We start from the raw sequence: 18,062 nt of genomic DNA on the forward strand, positions 1-18,062 counted from the left end.
TAAGAATATTTCAACTTTCAACTTTTGTATAATTATTGATTTATTACGGATAATAATTTTTGTGTAATAAAATAATTTTAAGGAGGCTATTATAATGGGGATAGCAACAAATTCAACAGATAAATTTCAAACCTGCATTGATGAATGCAATAGATGTGCTCAAGCATGTCATGAATGCTTTACAGCATGCTTAAATGAATCTGATGTCGCTGCAAGAAAAAACTGTATAAGCATGCTTGCTGAATGTGCATGTATGTGCCAAATGTCATCATCAATGATGTCTATGAATGCTCAATTTACAAAGGAACATTGTCAACTCTGTGCTACTGTTTGTGATAAATGTGCACAAGAATGTGAAATGTTTACAGATGATCACTGCAAAAAGTGTGCAGCTGAATGTAAAAAATGTTCAACTGAATGCAAAAATATGTCTAGCATGTAATTAATACTCCAAATAGAAAAGTAGTTAGTATAGAAACCACTTTTCTATTATTCTTAAAATTATCACATAAAATCTAAAGATTGTATACTTCAATATAATTACATAAAAAACATCTAAGATAATTAAATCCTAAACATTTCTAAAAGTATTAATTACTTTACTTTCCCAATATAATCTTAAATTCTTTCTCAAAATTGGTATTCAAAATTAAAAGAAGTTATCTTTTTATCAACATATTAATATAAGAAGATAAGAAGCTATGGTCTCTAAGAATATTTCAACTTGTTAATCTCTCTTGTAACATTACTGGTTACATTTTCAGTAACTATTTTTATAACATTATTAAAAGTTATAAATAAAAACATCCTTATAGCTACAAAATCAAAATTATAGCTATAAGGATATTTTATTGTACATCCCATGTTAAGGTTAAACTGAATTAAAACCAGGTGAAATTTTTAGAAAAGAGATATTTAAATACATCCCATGTTAAGGTTAAACCACAGTAAAATAGTCATTCTCTAAAATTAATAATTATATTATTCTATACATTATAGTTTATTATTTAGCTAATAAACTTTTCTAAATCCTCTCACGCTGTCTGTAAAGCCAACTTTTTCATAAAATTGATGTGCATTTTTTCTAAAATCAGATGATACAAGAATTGCATAAGCACAATTTTTTGTTCTAGCAAACTCATCAAGTGATTCCATTAACTTTCGTCCTATACCTTTTCCTTTTACTCCTTCTTTAACAATTACATCTTCAATTACTAAAAAAGATACTGCTAAGCATTTACAACATATCCCAATAGCCGAACCTATAATCTTATCATCTTCCTTAGCAACTGCTAAATAATAATTTTCATTCATTAGCATTTCTTTATATGTTTCAATAGCTTTATCAAAAGAAATTTCAAATGGTATAAGAGTACTATGCAATTCTAATACCTGATAAATGTCTTCTATCTTTAACTTTTCAATAATCATAATCTTAAAATATCCTTTCCTTATAAAGATTAAAGTTTTAATTACTAAATTATATCATATTTACAATTATTACATTATTCAATTTTTGAAGAACATTTTTATCAACATATAAATATAAGAAGATAAGAAGTTGTCTTCTCTAAAAATATTTCAACTTATTAATCTCTCTTGTAACACTACTAGTTACATTTTTAGTAACCATCTTTATAACATTACTAAGGAATTAAAAATAAAAACATCCTTATAGCTACAAAATCAAAATTATAGCTATAAGGATGCTTTATTATACATCTCATGTTAAGGTTAAACTCTTTTGCAAGTTCTACCAATTCTACTAATTGTTCTTTTATTATACATCTCATGTTAAGGTTAAACGTAATTCAAATGCTAATATTAATGTATCTATAGCAGATTTATTATACATCTCATGTTAAGGTTAAACGTTAAATCCTAAGCCTTGTAAAGTTTTAAAATCTTTATTATACATCTCATGTTAAGGTTAAACCATAGTAAAATAGCCATTCTCTAAAACTAATAATATCACTAAAGCATTGAAACCTCAAGCTTTGAAGGAAACTTTACCAGGCGATTGTAAAATTCTCAGGAAAATTTTTAAAACCCACCTTATCCCTGTAATTTCAATGAACTAATGAGTTTTATATAAATTCACGGCTGGTAAAATAGAATGTTTAATATTATAGTAAACTATACACTTTAGTAGTATCACTCAGTAAAAAATCGCAAATTCAATCTCTTGAATAATGCGACTTTACAACCTGTTATTTAATTTTATTAATTCATGATCTAAGAATTTTATGTATTACATATCTAAATAAAATTTATATCCATTTTACAACTTTATCTAGCAACTTTCGTGGTCGTGGATATGGTAATTGGTTGGAGTATCCAATTGCTACTGCTGCTACAAGTTCATCTTTAATATTTAACCATGAATATATTTCTTTGTCACAATGAAATATGTCACAAATCCAAAAAGTTCCTAATTTAAAATCCTGTGCTGCTAAAAGTAGTGTTTGTATAGCAGCACCAATTGATTGAGTATCAGTAAGCAATCTGTAGTGATTATAGTCCTCTTCAAAATTAGAAAATGTATTAAATACTAAAACTACTGCTGATGCTTCATTAATTGAATTAATGCTTAACTCAAAACTACCAGTAGGCTTATTCTGTTTCTTATCTCTATTTAAGGAGAACTTCATAAGGCTTACCAATTCATCTTTTCTTCTATCTTGTAAGACAATAAACCTCCATGGTTGACGATTTTTCCCTGAAGGCGCTTTAGTTGCTAATTCTAAAATTTTTTCTATTATCTCTTTTGATACTGTTTTATCTTGGAACTTTCTTATGCTTCTCCGCTCTTCTATTGCTTTTATTACATCCATATTAGCCCTCCTCAATTAGTACCAAATCTACAATATTCATAATAATTTACGATAATGCACTAATTATAACATACTTTATAATCATCACATTATTCAGTTTTCAAAGGACATCATTTTTATTGACTTTTGAATTATATATTATTATAATTAACTTGTCCAATGATTGGACAAGTTAATTGAAAGAAAGAAGGATTTAAATGAAAAAATCAACAAAAATATTTTTAATTTTAGGAATAATTTTCATATCTTTTAATTTAAGAGCGCCAATTACTTCCGTTGGATCTATAATAAATTTAATAAAAGGCCAATTTAATTTAAGTAATAGTATTGCAGGATTTATTACAACAGTACCTCTTATTATATTTGCTATTTTTTCACCGTTTGTTTCTAAAATAAATTCTAAGTTAGGATATGGGAAAACAATGATGGTTGGTCTAGCATTCATATTTATCGGAGAACTAATACGTTCTTATACAAATGCATTAGGATTATTTTTAGGTACTGCTATTATAGGAATTGGAATCGCTATAGGTAATGTTTTAATTCCAAGTATTATAAAGCTAAAATTCTCAAAAAATACAGGGGTAATTACAAGTGTTTATACAACAAGCATGTGTATTTTAGCAGCAGTAGGATCTGGTATAAGTGTACCATTAGTAAATAAATTCAACTTAAGTTGGAGAAATTCATTATGCATATGGTCAATACTAACATTAATAACTGTGTTTATTTGGATACCACAACTTAAAAATAATAATCAAATTAAAATGTCTAACAATAATACTGAAAACAAACAAAATTCATCTATTTGGAAATCTCCTCTTGCTTGGTGGGTTACTTTGTTTATGGGAATCCAATCCCTAATATTTTATTGCTTAGTTGCATGGCTACCATCAATTATAATTTCAAAAGGAATGAGTTCTGAATTTGCCGGTACTATGTCTTTTTTATTTCAGTTAGTAGGACTTCCAGCTACTCTATTATTTCCTATAATAGCTGATAAGTTTAAAAACCAAAGAGGAATAGCTACTCTATCATCTGCAATATATTTTGTAGGAATGATTTTTCTTATGGTTTTCAAATCAACTTCATTAATAATTATTTCACTTATTTTTGTAGGTATTGGTATGGGCGGAAGTATTAGTCTTGCTATTGCATTTATAGCTCTTCGTTCCCCAAATGATAAAAAAGCAACTGAACTTTCTGGAATGGCTCAATCAGCTGGATATGCATTTGCTGCAATTGGTCCTTTTATGCTAGGATTTATTTTTGATTTTACATCATCATGGATGATCCCCTTAATAATACTAAATTTCTGTATTTTATTATTAATTGGATGTGGATTAAAGTGCGGGAAAAATGAAGTTGTAGATGACTTTTTAGAAGACTTAACTGTAGAAAAGTGTTAAAAACATAAAGATGCTATACTATATCAAATTCACTTTTGATATAGTATAGCATTTTTCTTTATAGATTTAATATTTTTTCTATTGTATTAGATGCTTTATCAGGATTATGAGAAGATATATTTTCAAATAACTCTATATGAAAATTATCTATTTTATTTTCATCTAAGTTTTTAAGATTTTTATTATGTATTTCAGTTTGAATATACTTAGAAATACTTTTGTATAAATCATAAAAAATAGAATTATGACAAGCTTTTGTGATCTCTATATGAAACTTTAGGTCTGCAACAGAATTTTCCTTTACAGTATCTTTAATAGTGTTTCTTTCTAATAAAGCTTCTTTCATATTCCTAATATCATTTTCATTACATCTTTCTGCAGCTAAACGTACAATTTGTTTTTCTAGGAACCATCTAACTTCTGCTATCTCATTAACACTAGATTTTGTTAACATCTCTTTCATATTCGCTTCAAATCTACTACTTGCTATAACATAAGTTCCTGAACCTTGACGTGACGATAAAACACTAGCTTGAATTAATGATTGAAGAGCTTCTCTAATAGTATTTCTACTTACATTAAATTGGGTACACAATTCAGGTTCAGAAGGAATTTTTTCTCCAACTTTCCAATCCCCTCGTAAAATTGCATTTTCAAATTCATCTGCTATTTGTTTAGTTAATGATACTCGAATTGGTTTATTTATACTCATCTAAATTTATCTCCTATAAATTTCAAAAAATAAAATAGTTATATTTACTATATATTATAGACGAATATTATTATGCGAACAATAAATTTGATATCACATTTGCTATAAAAATAGTTTAATTATTTATTAAAACTAATATTCAAAATTAAAAGAAGTTATCTTTTTATCAACATATAAATATAAGAAGTTGTCTTCTCTAAAAACATATTAATTAAGCAAGGATTATACTAATCTCTTAAATTTTGCTTTTAGTTCTTAACTGCCAAACAATAATTCACATTATCAAATGCTTTTATAGGATGCTCTGGATTTGCTTGATTATATTTTTTGAAATACTGCTTAGTTATTTCATTTGGTGTTAAATGTTCATAAATTAAAAAATTGCTATTAGCCAATAGTTTTTCTAGCTCTGAATAAGAATAACTTGCAAGCATTTTTTCATTTGATGCACTAGTGAGTTCAATTTGTTTTTTAACTCTTTCACCTGCCTTTTCAGTATACGTATCTTCATCTTGATAATCAAAAACAATGCTACTGCCTTTTGGCACAATGCTTGAAATAGTATTAATTGCATATGCAAAATCTTTCTTACTCAAATAGTAATTCACCCCAAGTAAACTACAAAAACTTACTTTACTTTGCTCAAATTGAGAACATTTAATTATATTTCTTTCCCAAGTCTTTTCTGTAAAATCAATAGGTATATAGTGTAGATTAGACGGTATTTCTGGCATTACTTTTTGAATACGCTTTTGCTTATCTCTACCAGTTAAAGGATGGTCAAGTTCAAATATTTGAATATTTCTTGCCCAATCAGGCTGACGATATGCAAATGTATCATACCCAACAGCAAAAATCAAATATTGCTTTGCACCAATTTTTACTGCATTTTCAAGCGATCTTTCTGTAAATGCAGCTCTACCAATTGGAGTTGGGGATAACTGATTATCAACAATAAAGCGTAAAGCTTCATCCTGTGTACCCTCAAATGATGGATTAAAAAATTTGATACCTTTTGACATATTACTAGCAATTTGTTCATACTCATTCTGAGTTAGAATATCCTTTGCTAAATAATCATCAAAAACTTTCTCTTTGTTTTTCACTGAATGATATGCTCTTGAAAATGCACTTATGAGTGCAGTCATACTTTTTTGTTCCATAAAATTATCACCTCTAATAATTAATACCAATTTATTAAACATATTACAAGTATTTACATTTTTCGTGTTTTATGGTATACTAGATATAATAAAAGTAAAAAATTCATAAAAACGTCACATTTATAGTGGCGTTTTTTTAATACAATGACATATAAAAATATATATTTGATTTATGAACGATTATTTAAATAATCGTTGCTTCTTATTAATATAGTTAACTTGTATGCTTTAGTAATATTGCAAACAAAAAAATACTGCAAATTCATTTCTGAATAATGCAATATTTTAATTTATAAACTATATTAATATTCTACTAATATTCTTGCTGGGAAAGCATCTAATCCTTCTATCTTCATTGGCAAACAATAAACTTTAAAATTTTCTTCAGGTATACTATCAAGGTTAGCCAAATTTTCTATAGCATAAGTCTTATTTTTACCTAAATAAACATCTACAATTCCATGGTTTCTTCCAACCCCTAAACCTAAAGTATCTATTCCTATCATATTGACCTTTTTATCAACTAAATATTCTATAACTTCTATAGACACTTCAGGATGGTTATTATATTTTTCTTCGTCTTCAAAATACTTATCCCAACCAGTTTGAAAAAATACATAAACACCTTCTTTAATACGGTCAATATCTAAATCACTCAATTTAATAGGTCTATCTACTATATGTGAAACGTCAAACTTTATTCCTTCTGATATTAATCGTTCATTTTCTATTGAAACATCTGCCCCCATTACATCAATATGAGTGCCCATATTGTGAACATCACATGAAAAAGAAGTTGTGGTATACTCACTTCCACCTTTTGAAAAACGCGTAACTTTTTGAACTTTTAAAGGCTCTGAACCTGCCCTATAAACTCTCCCTATTCTAGTCGTTTGTGTAATATCAATTATCATGCAAAATCCTACTTTCTATTATATTGTCTTTATATTTTCATATAGTATAACATTTCTTATAACATAAACCATTATACCTAAATATTCAATTTTTAAAGAATATTTTTAATTACTTACTAAGTAAAATCTATAGATTATGTACTTTTTTTAAAATTGCATAAAAAAACACCTAAGATAATTAAATCCTAAGTGTTTCTATAAAATATTAATTGCTTTCTTTTTTCCTAAGAGCATCTACTTCATCTTCTGTTAATCCAGTTTTTGTAGCTATTGTTTTATTATCTAAAATATCTAATAAATTTTTTGCTATTTCTAATTTCCATTGTTTAATGCCTTCTTCTTTTCCTTGCTGTGTATAATGTCTTCTTCTTATTTCATCAACAGTCATTTTAAATGCTCCTCCCTTTTTCTTTTTACAATTATCATATCTTCTCAACTACAAATTAACTAAAATATAGTATATCTTTTTTCTTCATTTGTTTCTTTATTTAATATAACAATTTGCAAATATGATATTCCTTCAGCCCCCCCTGATTCTTTAGGATAAATTAAATAACATACATTACTATCATCTATTTTAAAGCAATTAGAGACAATATCCATATCAGTATATTTTTTAAAACGTTCAAAATCAAAATAATCTCTTTTATCATAGTCAGGTGTAAATTTTTTAGTATCAGTTTTTTCTAATGTATCATTTTCTATATTATATAAATATATATCTTTGTCATCTTTGTCATCTATGTCATCATTATATATTAATATTTGATTTGCATCTTTGTTTACATCCAATATAGTAACTTTATCACCTTGAATATGATTCATATTAATACATTTTAAATCTATTGCTCTATAAATTTGTTTATTCACCATATTATAAACAATTAATCCAACATCTCCATGCAAAATAACTTTATCTTTTGAAGCATATGCTATTTCAGTAAAACATGCAATTTGTGATTCTCTAATTTCTTTTATAACTTCATTCATATTTTTATCACTTGTTTCTTTGGATGTTTTAATTTCTTTAATATTCTTAGTACCACATCCTATAAAGTAATTTTCCAATGTTATAATCATAATAAGAACTAAAATCATGTTAAATATTCTATTTTTATAAATATTTTTTAATTTAAACAATCGTTTTAATAACATATATTTTTCCTCACTTAATCCATCAAAATATCCCTAATTTATTATAACATATTTTAGAAATATCATATTGTTCAATTTTTAAAAATCACTTTAACCATGTAATTTCAATGGATTAAACAGTTTTATATAAATTTATGGATTATAATTTTCATCTATTTCCAATATATCTGATAAAATATCTTTTGCCGCACAGCTAATAATATCATTTTGATTATTTTCATATTTAAGAAAAATAGGCAAATATTTATTATCACAAGTATGCCATAATGCATATAATGCCTTACTTAAAAGTTTAGGTTCTAATTTTAACAGTTCTATCTTATCAGCTAAATAATCTAATGATTTCTGTGAATAATTTAATAAATCTAAGATATCGTTCTTAACATCTTCATCATTATTTAAAAATAACTGTTCTTGAAGAAGAACACATATATCATCATGATAAGGTAAATTATAGCCATAATATGGATCAATATATTTATCTAAACACAGTAGTAAACTTTTCTTCTCAGAAATATTTGTGCCTCTTAAGACTTCTCTAATAGCATTTATGCCATTTTTAATAATATTACTCTGCCTTTTTGAATATGTTACAAACTCAACTTTATTTTCTCTCATTTAATTCACCTGATTAAACTGTTTACTATCAATAATAAATTATAAGATATTTTGTAAACATCACATTGTTCAAATTTTTAAGAGCATCTACTCTTCCCCTATTAAATCCAGTTTTCATAGCTATAAAATCAAAGTTATAGATATAAAAATATTTTATTGTACATCCTATGTTAAGGTTAAACGAAATTAAATATTTATAGCTGGTAAAAAATAATATTGATTCTATGACTATCAATATTATTCTATTTTCTTATATCCTTTACCTATCTCAAAATAATAAAAATCATTAACTTTATATTTTTCTTTTAATTTTTGTAGTACTTCTGATAAATTTTTATTTATTATTAAATATGAGTTACAAAAGAAAGACATTGTATTTTCATTATTGTATTTTCGTATAGTAAATAATCTATTTTCATTAATATCTTTAAACTCAAGAAGTATAAAATCATAATAGTAGTCTGCTTCTTTATCACAATCTATCTGCCTGTATTTATTTATAAAATATTTTATACCTTTAATGTTCCACTCCCAGTTTTCAAATTCAAATGGCTAATTATATACTAAATTATTTTCTAGCATTACTAACTCTCCTACTAGTAATTAATAATAATTTTCTATTCGGGATTAATTATAGCATATTGGGTAAATGTTATAATAATTCAATTTTTGAAGAACATTTTTTAATTTACTACATTACTAAAAATTATAGACTTTAATAGAAGTGCGTAGAAAAAAACACCTAAGATAATTAAATCCTAAGTGTTTCTATAAAATATAAATGTAATTTATTTTTTAATTAAATGATGAATTATAATAACTTCTAATAATTGTAGGTAGTGGTTCATAATATGCACTAGAATTATAATCATCAATAAATTCACAAACTTTTGAATTATATACTCTTATTAAACCATGAATATAATCTTCATTTGATTCTAATGTATTTAATATTAGTCTTTTATATACTTTTCCCATTTGCGTTTCCGATGGAACTTTTTCAACTAATTCCTTGTCTACATCTAATATATTAAAATCACCTTTTTTTAGATTATATTCTTTAATCCAATCATCTACTACTTTGAGTGGATTTTCACAGTGTAAAACATTTGCAAGGCTAATTTTCTTTACAAGTTCATCATAACCAATTGCATTAACCACATCTCTGTTTCTTGTATGCAAAGTTCTTGCTATTCTTTCAATTATATAACACATAAAATATAAATCATTTTCTGTGATTTTTTCGTCTTTAAAAAATATATTCATCATAAAGAATAACTCCTTTCATATTTTAATGTTTCTAATGCTTTATCATTACAAAAAACTATTTGATGTGTTGGATATTTAAATTTTACTAATACCCAAAATGCTTCTCGTGTAATTTCTCCCTCTATATAATCTTCTATATAATCCCAAATTGTATCATCTGCCATAGGACCTTCTACTAGATCATAGCTATGAGCAATTCCCCTTCTGCACGAAACAACAAAATCTAACCATTCATCTGTCATTTTTTCAAATTTAAGTATATTTAATCCATTATTTTCATTATAAGTATATATATTAACAATATGATTAGGTCTCTTAGACAAAGCCCATCTTTTAGCTTGCTTCTCAATGTTGGTACAATAAAAACCATATCCAAAGTCTTTATAAAATCCACTAATTAATACTTGTGGTTTTTCTACAACTATAGCACTACCATGAAATAATTCTATCTTATTTTCCATATTCCCCTCCCAATAATTAATTATTTTATAAGCTTTAAAATATATATTCATTATACTATTTATTATTCTCCTTGCATAATTTATATATAATACTTAACATAATCTGTATTACTATAACTTTTGCTTATATGCCTTTCTATATAAAATATTTCTTGCTTTCGTTAAACTCAAACCTATCATTGCCAATATAATATATATTGAAAAAATAAAAGACACCCATATTTCTACAAGTGTCATCTAATTACTTAATCTGGTTTAAATACTATTTATTTTAATTTTTTTATTGTGTTTAATTTTGGTTATCTTTAAATATACCTGATTTTGAATTTTAAATTCCTCTACATCATAAATTGTCCAATATAAATTATCAAAAATATCTTTACATTCTATTTCTATTTTTTCTACATTTCCTTCCATTCTATTTCCTTGAGAGTTTCTTATTGAATACTCTTTTATAACTCCATCTTTCTCTAATAAATTGATATAGAATTCACTAATATTAGAATTATTTTTAGTTATTACACTTATTTTTATATCTTTAGCAATCCCTATTCCTACATTTTTTATTTCATGTAAATTTACATTTGCATTATATATTGTGCCAATGCTAAATCTCACTTCTTTAACATAATCATTACCTAAATCTTGTTCTTTTAATATTAATATTGGTTTATTTCGTTTTACATCTTCCAGATATTCTTTGTACATTATAGCTTTCTTATTTTCTTGTTGAATTTTTCTTGTTTCTTCTGTAGTTATAACAACAGCTATTAAAGTTCCCATACCTCCAACAAATCCTCCTAACAGACATCCTATTGTTGAATAATATAACTTATAATCTCCACCTTTACTTATCCATAATAAAAATATACATAAAATAGCTAATACGATTATTATAATAAATGTTATTAAATATTTTTTTATTTTATCTTTATAATTATCCAAATAGGACACCTCCTAAAACAATACTTTACATTAAAACTATCTTATATCTATAAACTGTTATTTAATCAAATCCATAAAATTAGCCTTATTTTTAACTAGCTGCTGCCTAATCCATATTTAATTTTATTGCTATAAATATTTAAATTTCATATTATTATATATATTTACTTTACTGCATAATAAAAGAACCCTATTTCTAGAGTTCATAATTTTAATTTCTATTATATTTTACCCAATTAATAACTTCTTTATGTATTTTATTGCTAGCTTCATCACTCCTACTTATTTCTTCTATTTTATTTTGTCCGGTAACTATTTTTTTAATATTATTAAGAATTAAAAATAAAAACATCATTATATCCACAAAATCGACATTATAGCTATAAAGATGTTTTCTTGTACATCTCATGTTAAGGTTAAACGCAGAAAAGTTTGATGTGGTTGAAAACATAGAAACATTTAAATACATCTCACGTTAAGGTTAATTTTTTATACTACTTTTATCAAAACTAATTACAGTTGCCCCCATATTGTCTGGAGTATCTTTGCTTTCAAGAATAGCATATCTAATCGCATTATCTGAATATGTCTTTACCATTTTAGCGGAATATCTTGGATTCCCTGGTATGAATTTATTTTTATCAGCATACGTATCATATACTAAATCTTTAATTACTTTACCGTCAGTTTCATACTCTTCAAGTTTATTTACTAAAAATGTACCATCCTTTTCGATTATTCCCTTAATTACACGCACATAACCTTCTTTACCATTATTAAATGAATCAATAAAATTATCTAATGATGCTATATTATACACTTCCTGTTCTTTACTATTATATCTATTAATCATTATTACGCTACCATTTTTAAGAGATGCCTCAAAATCCCTAGCTTCTTCTATGTCAGGCTTCTTTAAATCACTTATTTCTTGAAATGATATTTCTAATTCCTTAACTTCTTCCTTTTTAACCTCTTCAGAATCACTTTCTTTTTGAAGTTTAGTAGTTTCACCAGAAACTGCAGACTCATTATTCATACTTTCATTAGTATTATTTGTACATCCACTAATAATTAAAACTACTGTTAGTATACTTACTAATAATATATACCTTTTCATGATCTTCTCTCCTTAAATTTTTTGATTACATACCGAATGGCAATGTAAATTATATAAAAACGTAACAAATTACTCTTGCAACCTATTTCCATAAATATATCATTATTGTATCATATTTTCCAAATACCACACTATTCAATTTTCAAAGAACATTTATATAATTTATCACATCAAATATACAGATTTTATGCTTTTCTAGAATTACATATAAAAAAACACCTAAGATAGTTAAATCTTATGCGTTTATAAAAATATGAAGATAAGAGGGTATATTCTCTAAAATATTTCAACTTAATTTATCTTGTAACATTACTAGTTACATTTTTAGTAACTATTTTTATAACATTATTAATCGTCAAAAATAGAAACATCCTTATAGCCACAAAATTAGGTTATAGCTATAAGGATATTTTATTGTACATCTGATGTTAAGGTTAAACGCTGGTGGCTTATAGTCCTGAACTGAATCTTGACTATTTAAATACATCTCATGTTAAGGTTAAACTAAGAAGATACATATTGTATTCTATTTGCCTTTTCATTTAAATACATCTCATGTTAAGGTTAAACTAGCTCTATCAAGCTTGTCTTTTTGTTCTGCATAAGCATTTAAATACATCTCATGTTAAGGTTAAACCCTAGTAAAATAGCCATTCTCTAAAATCAATAATACCATTAAGGCATTGAAACTTCAAGGTTTCAAGGAAACTTTCCCAGCTATTTATAAAATTCTTAGAAAGATTTTTAAATGTTACTTTAGCCCTGTAAATTCAATAGCTTAAAGAGTTTTATATAAATTCATGGCTGATAAAATATAATGTTTAATATTCTAGTTAACTTGTATACTTTCTTAGCATTACGCAATATTTGATGTATAAAAAATACCACAAATTTATTTTTATTCTGAATAATGCGGTTTCTACTGTATATTTTTTCTACTTTATAATTATAAAATTACAAATTTAATAAAGAAAAATCTATGTTTCCATCTGATAAATCTTTCATGTAGCTATCTGCTATAACATTATGTTTCTTACAAACATCTCTTACCATATTTTTTACAGGATCATGATAAGATTTTAATGCATTTTTAAGTTCTTCTTTTAAGTCCTCTTTTTTAATTAAAAAATTAATTGCTTCTAGGCCCTGTGATGATTCTTTTGCTTCTACTAAAAATTTATAAAAATATTTAAACATAGGCTTAGGAGATTGACTTAACTGTATTGATATTGTCTTATATATCATATATCTATATTCCTTATCTGTAATAGTGCCCCACTTTTCTAGTAAATTTTCCTCATGAAGCATTAACGCTTGTTCCGCTAAAAAAGTAGAATCTTCTTTCAAGCAACTTCTATTGGCTTTTATTAAGAAATGAACCGGAAGTTTCTTTTTTTCTTCCGTTGTCAAACAAAAGCAATTCAACGTAGTTATATATTCATCCCAAGCTGGATCATAATTGCTAACATTCCAAACCACTACAGGTCTAATCCCCTGTTGAACACTCCCTTTTGCCTTAGGTAACTTTGCTAAATAAACGTCATATCTATTATATTCATCTATACTCATAAATACCCCACCTTTATTTACTTTCATAGATAAATTATAGCATATTTGGTATATACTTCATTATTAAATTTTCAAAGAACATTTATAAAAATATGAATATAAGAAGATAAGAAGTTATATTCTCTAAAACATTTTAACTTAATTTATTTTGTAACATTACTAGTTACGTTTTTAGTAACTATTTTTATAACATTATTAAGTGTTAAAAATAAAAACATCTTATGTTAAGGTTAAACTCGAATCAAGCTCAAGGAATAGATATGGTTATAAAGTTTAAATACATCCTATGTTAAGGTTAAACGATTCGTTTAGGCAATTGTACTACAAAAGAACATATATTTAAATACATCCTATGTTAAGGTTAAACGCTTATAAGTAGGATTATAGATATATTAATTACCTATTTAAATACATCCTATGTTAAGGTTAAACCATAGTAAAATAGCCATTCTCTAAAATCAATAATACCATTAAGGTATTAAAACTTCAAGGTTTCAAGGAAACTTTACCAGGCGATTGTAAAATTCTAAGAAAAATTTTCAAAGACCACTTTAGCCCTGTAAATTTAATAGCTTAAAGAGTTTTATATAAATTCACGGCTGGTAAAATATAATGTTTAATATTCTAGTTAATGTATTCACTTTCTTAGTATTGAATAAAAAAATCGCAGATCCAATTCTTTGAATAATGCGATTTTACACTCTGTTATTTATTTTTATAATTTAGAATAAATTCTATCAGGCATATGCTTTAAAATAAACGCCATAACTCCCCATCTTTTAGTTACATATGCTATCTTCTTTTTTTGTTTTATTTTATCATATATTTGATATGATGCTTTCTCAAGTGGTTGAACCCAAAATAATCCTTCTCCCTTAGCCATATCTGTATCTACTAATCCAGGTCTAATATCTGTTATTGTTATATTAGAGTTACTTTTTCTAACCTTACATCTTATCCCCTCTAAATAATTAGAAAGAAATGCTTTAGAAGCGTTATATGAAGGTGCCCCTCTACTTCCTCTTAGACCTCCAACAGATGATATTACCACTAATTGGCCAGAGTTTTTTTCCATAAAATGTTTTAATGAAATATTTATCATTGATGTAACTCCAGATACATTAACATCAATTACTTCTTTTTCTTTATTCCAATCTAATTCCTCATTTAAATCTCCAATGCCTGAAGTTATTATTATTAAATCTACACCACCCATTTCATTAATTAATTCAGTTAATTTGCTCATTGCCTCATCTTGTTTAGAAATATCAATACTTTTTATATATGATTTTGTAGGTAATTCTTTTTGAAGCTCAGATAACAAATTACTTCTTCTTGCAGCTAATCCTAGATTATAATTCTCTTTTGAAAAAATTTTTGCTAATTCTCTTCCAATGCCACTACTTGCACCAATAATAATTGCCTTATTCATAAAACATTCCCCCCTTAAGACCAAATTGTTTAATAAACTGAATTCATCAGCTTTGTTTACACATTTCAACAAATTCAATAGGATGTTGAATAATTTTTGAAGTTTCCTCTATAGAATATCCCTCATTAAGATAACGTTTTGCTATAACTGTCATAGATTCTCCTATCTCTATAATATGATGGTCTGGATCATAAATACGAACAACTCTTTGTTGCCATTCATGTTTTTTAGGCTGATGAACATATTCAATATTTTTGTGCCCCTGTATCTTTTTTATAAATGCTTCAAAGTTATCTACCTCAAAATATAATTCCATATTATTTGACTTCTCCTTAACAGAATTAGGAGATAAATTTGTAAGCCACGCAAAATCCTCTTGTATTGCAAACCCACCACTAAACGTTACATTTTTACCTAAATCAAGAATAACTTTTTGGTCAAATAATTCCTTATAAAACTGTTTAGAGACATTAACATCTTTGACTGCTAATAGTGCCAATTTAAATTCCATATCTTATCTTTAGTAAGAGAGTGTATTATAAGTACCAAACTCTTACTAAAGTTCACCACCTCTCATTTTATATACTTTTAAGTGTATAACAAGTTATTAGTTGACATTGTATTTGAATTACGAATAAAAATACCGAATATTCATTTTTTGAATAATACGGTATTTTAATATGTTATTTATTTTCAAACTCAATAATGTACGAATAAGAAACTGAAATTTAAGGTCTTAAATCTCTATAAACTCTACAGAATTACCATGCTGTTTAATTATCCTCACTAAATCTACTACATTCAACCATATTGTTGCTGTATTTTCATTTGGGTGAATCCCTATAAGACTTTCATTAAATGTATTATCTAATATTACCTTTACTTTTCGCTCATCATCATTGATTATACCCAAGGGTGTTACAGAACCCTTAGAAAGCCCTAAAATAGAATTTAGATCGTTTTCAGAAGCAAAGCTAAGAGGTCTTGAACAAATTTTCTCTTTTAACTTTTTTAAGTTAACCTTCTTTTCATTCCGGATAACCAATAGATAATAATCACGTTTTTTATCATCTCTAACAAATAGATTCTTTGCTATAACATCGGTGTCAGGCAAGTTAAGTTCCATCATCTCATCAATATTATATACTTCCTTATGCTCAATAAATTTAAACCTAATCTCCATCCTATTTAAGAAATCATAAACTTCTTTTGACTTTTTTAACATTTTCGTATGCCCCCATTCATCTCAACACATGAAATTTATTATTATTTCATTTCCCACTTAAACCCAAGTCTTTCTGTGTTTTTAAACAATTATAACATATTTTAATACCATATTATTCAAATTTCAAAGGGCATTGCTCGTGTTTTCATTTATGATAGTTATGTTCCATTTTATACAGATTGTACACTTTCCTAGAATGATGCATCAAAAAATATCACATTTTTTCTAATTAATTCCATTTTTAAGTATTATTTCTTTTTATTAGTTTATAAAAAAATTTATACAATCACTTTTTTATTTCCTCTAAGCGAGCATAACACTAAATTATCTAGCACCTAAGAGTCTATAACAGAAATAAAGTTTTTAACTAAGCTCGGAACTTCTTCATTTTTACGTACACAAATAACAATTTTATTTTTAAGATTAATGTTATCTATATAAATTCTTGATAATTTCCTCATATCAATAAATTCTTTAGCCGCTATTGATGAGCAAAAACTAACACCATAGCCAAATGTAGAAGCCATAAGAGTTTCATGCAATCCATTGAATTCAATTGCTATTTTGGGCAATCTAATACCATAAGTATAACAAAGAGACTCCAAAAATATTCTTGCATAACTTCCTTTTTCCCTCATTATGAATGGTTCCAACATAATATCAGCTAAACTAACTTTCTTATTGGCATATTTGTGATTTGTTGAAGCCACGAACCATAAATCATCATCCATTATTTTAATAGAATTTATTTTATCTATATATTTCATTGCTCCACTTCCTAAGATTGCGACATCAACCTCGTATGAAATAAGATGCCTAATAGCATCTTCAGTATTCATGGTATTAATTTCAATATTGACATCCTCATTCTCTTGTTTCAATTTTGTTACCCACATAGGTATCAAAAAATTAGTTGAAAGATAATTACCTGCTATTTTCAAAGTACCATTTTTACCTTGTTTGTAATTATATATCAGCGTTTCTATTCTATTCTCTATTTTAAAAATCAAATCTGCCTCTTCTACCACTTTCTTACCTATTTCACTTAAACGAATCCCTCTACCTTGCGGTAAAAATAATGTAATACCATTTTCTTTTTCAAATTTTTTAATCTGTGCTGTAATCGCTGGCTGACTAATTTTTAATTGCTCTGCTGCAACTGTTACACTACCTGCTTTAGCTACTATATAAAACAATCTTAATCCATGTAAATTCATATCTTACTCCATTCATATA

Annotated in this window: 20 protein-coding genes; 2 read left to right on the top strand and 18 right to left on the bottom strand. The window is 26.1% G+C overall.

All coding sequences use genetic code 11. The annotated features are described in order from the left end of the window. Window positions 1-94: 94 nt before the first annotated feature. The gene (locus ACYUET_RS06900; RefSeq protein WP_460278573.1) at window positions 95-442 is read left to right on the top strand and encodes a four-helix bundle copper-binding protein; all 348 of its coding nucleotides are present in this window, start codon (window positions 95-97) and stop codon (window positions 440-442) included. 569 nt (window positions 443-1,011) lie between these two features. On the opposite strand, the gene ACYUET_RS06905 is transcribed toward ACYUET_RS06900, so the two are convergent. Both ACYUET_RS06905 and ACYUET_RS06910 read right to left on the bottom strand, forming a co-directional pair. After that, the gene (locus ACYUET_RS06905) at window positions 1,012-1,431 is read right to left on the bottom strand and encodes a GNAT family N-acetyltransferase (RefSeq protein ID WP_460278574.1); all 420 of its coding nucleotides are present in this window, start codon (window positions 1,429-1,431) and stop codon (window positions 1,012-1,014) included. A gap of 839 nt (window positions 1,432-2,270) precedes the next feature. Next, window positions 2,271-2,834, bottom strand: a complete 564-nt coding sequence (locus ACYUET_RS06910; RefSeq protein WP_460278575.1) for a nitroreductase family protein — start codon at window positions 2,832-2,834, stop codon at window positions 2,271-2,273. 197 nt (window positions 2,835-3,031) lie between these two features. Between ACYUET_RS06910 and ACYUET_RS06915 the strand changes: the two genes are divergently transcribed. After that, window positions 3,032-4,243 (top strand): CynX/NimT family MFS transporter, encoded by a 1,212-nt coding sequence (locus ACYUET_RS06915; RefSeq protein WP_460278576.1) that lies wholly within the window; start codon window positions 3,032-3,034, stop codon window positions 4,241-4,243. 58 nt (window positions 4,244-4,301) lie between these two features. On the opposite strand, the gene ACYUET_RS06920 is transcribed toward ACYUET_RS06915, so the two are convergent. The 16 genes from ACYUET_RS06920 to ACYUET_RS06995 form a co-directional block, all read right to left on the bottom strand. Continuing rightward, window positions 4,302-4,955, bottom strand: a complete 654-nt coding sequence (locus ACYUET_RS06920) for a FadR/GntR family transcriptional regulator (RefSeq protein ID WP_219779276.1) — start codon at window positions 4,953-4,955, stop codon at window positions 4,302-4,304. Window positions 4,956-5,203: 248 nt separating this feature from the next. Continuing rightward, window positions 5,204-6,118, bottom strand: a complete 915-nt coding sequence (locus ACYUET_RS06925; protein WP_460278577.1) for a class I SAM-dependent methyltransferase — start codon at window positions 6,116-6,118, stop codon at window positions 5,204-5,206. A gap of 302 nt (window positions 6,119-6,420) precedes the next feature. Then, window positions 6,421-7,032 (bottom strand): cyclase family protein, encoded by a 612-nt coding sequence (locus ACYUET_RS06930; RefSeq protein ID WP_460278578.1) that lies wholly within the window; start codon window positions 7,030-7,032, stop codon window positions 6,421-6,423. 205 nt (window positions 7,033-7,237) lie between these two features. After that, window positions 7,238-7,420 (bottom strand): hypothetical protein, encoded by a 183-nt coding sequence (locus tag ACYUET_RS06935; RefSeq protein WP_460278579.1) that lies wholly within the window; start codon window positions 7,418-7,420, stop codon window positions 7,238-7,240. A gap of 59 nt (window positions 7,421-7,479) precedes the next feature. Further along, window positions 7,480-8,187, bottom strand: a complete 708-nt coding sequence (locus ACYUET_RS06940; protein ID WP_460278580.1) for a hypothetical protein — start codon at window positions 8,185-8,187, stop codon at window positions 7,480-7,482. Window positions 8,188-8,319: 132 nt separating this feature from the next. Continuing rightward, entirely contained in the window at window positions 8,320-8,805 is a 486-nt protein-coding gene (locus ACYUET_RS06945; protein WP_460278581.1) for a hypothetical protein, read from the bottom strand. Between the two features lie 795 nt (window positions 8,806-9,600). Beyond that, entirely contained in the window at window positions 9,601-10,074 is a 474-nt protein-coding gene (locus ACYUET_RS06950) for a hypothetical protein (protein WP_460278582.1), read from the bottom strand. After that, window positions 10,071-10,535, bottom strand: a complete 465-nt coding sequence (locus ACYUET_RS06955) for a DUF3990 domain-containing protein (RefSeq protein ID WP_460278583.1) — start codon at window positions 10,533-10,535, stop codon at window positions 10,071-10,073. The genes ACYUET_RS06950 and ACYUET_RS06955 overlap by 4 nt, the downstream gene beginning before the upstream one ends. 255 nt (window positions 10,536-10,790) lie before the next feature. Continuing rightward, a complete protein-coding gene (locus ACYUET_RS06960) occupies window positions 10,791-11,480 on the bottom strand; it encodes a hypothetical protein (protein WP_460278584.1) in 690 nt (229 codons plus the stop codon). Between the two features lie 211 nt (window positions 11,481-11,691). Then, the gene (locus ACYUET_RS06965; protein ID WP_460278585.1) at window positions 11,692-11,835 is read right to left on the bottom strand and encodes a hypothetical protein; all 144 of its coding nucleotides are present in this window, start codon (window positions 11,833-11,835) and stop codon (window positions 11,692-11,694) included. A 126-nt stretch (window positions 11,836-11,961) separates the two neighbouring features. Then, window positions 11,962-12,600, bottom strand: a complete 639-nt coding sequence (locus ACYUET_RS06970) for a hypothetical protein (protein ID WP_460278586.1) — start codon at window positions 12,598-12,600, stop codon at window positions 11,962-11,964. Window positions 12,601-13,554: 954 nt separating this feature from the next. Beyond that, the gene (locus ACYUET_RS06975; RefSeq protein ID WP_460278587.1) at window positions 13,555-14,169 is read right to left on the bottom strand and encodes a type II toxin-antitoxin system PemK/MazF family toxin; all 615 of its coding nucleotides are present in this window, start codon (window positions 14,167-14,169) and stop codon (window positions 13,555-13,557) included. 715 nt (window positions 14,170-14,884) lie between these two features. Further along, entirely contained in the window at window positions 14,885-15,601 is a 717-nt protein-coding gene (locus tag ACYUET_RS06980) for an SDR family NAD(P)-dependent oxidoreductase (protein ID WP_460278588.1), read from the bottom strand. Between the two features lie 46 nt (window positions 15,602-15,647). Continuing rightward, a complete protein-coding gene (locus ACYUET_RS06985) occupies window positions 15,648-16,112 on the bottom strand; it encodes a glyoxalase/bleomycin resistance/dioxygenase family protein (protein WP_460278589.1) in 465 nt (154 codons plus the stop codon). Between the two features lie 225 nt (window positions 16,113-16,337). Then, window positions 16,338-16,826 (bottom strand): prolyl-tRNA synthetase associated domain-containing protein, encoded by a 489-nt coding sequence (locus ACYUET_RS06990; protein ID WP_460278590.1) that lies wholly within the window; start codon window positions 16,824-16,826, stop codon window positions 16,338-16,340. Between the two features lie 335 nt (window positions 16,827-17,161). Next, on the bottom strand, window positions 17,162-18,043 hold the full coding sequence (locus ACYUET_RS06995; protein WP_460278591.1) for a LysR family transcriptional regulator: 882 nt from the start codon (window positions 18,041-18,043) through the stop codon (window positions 17,162-17,164). Between the last annotated feature and the right edge of the window lie 19 nt (window positions 18,044-18,062).

Source organism: Clostridium sp. CTA-5 (assembly GCF_054768135.1).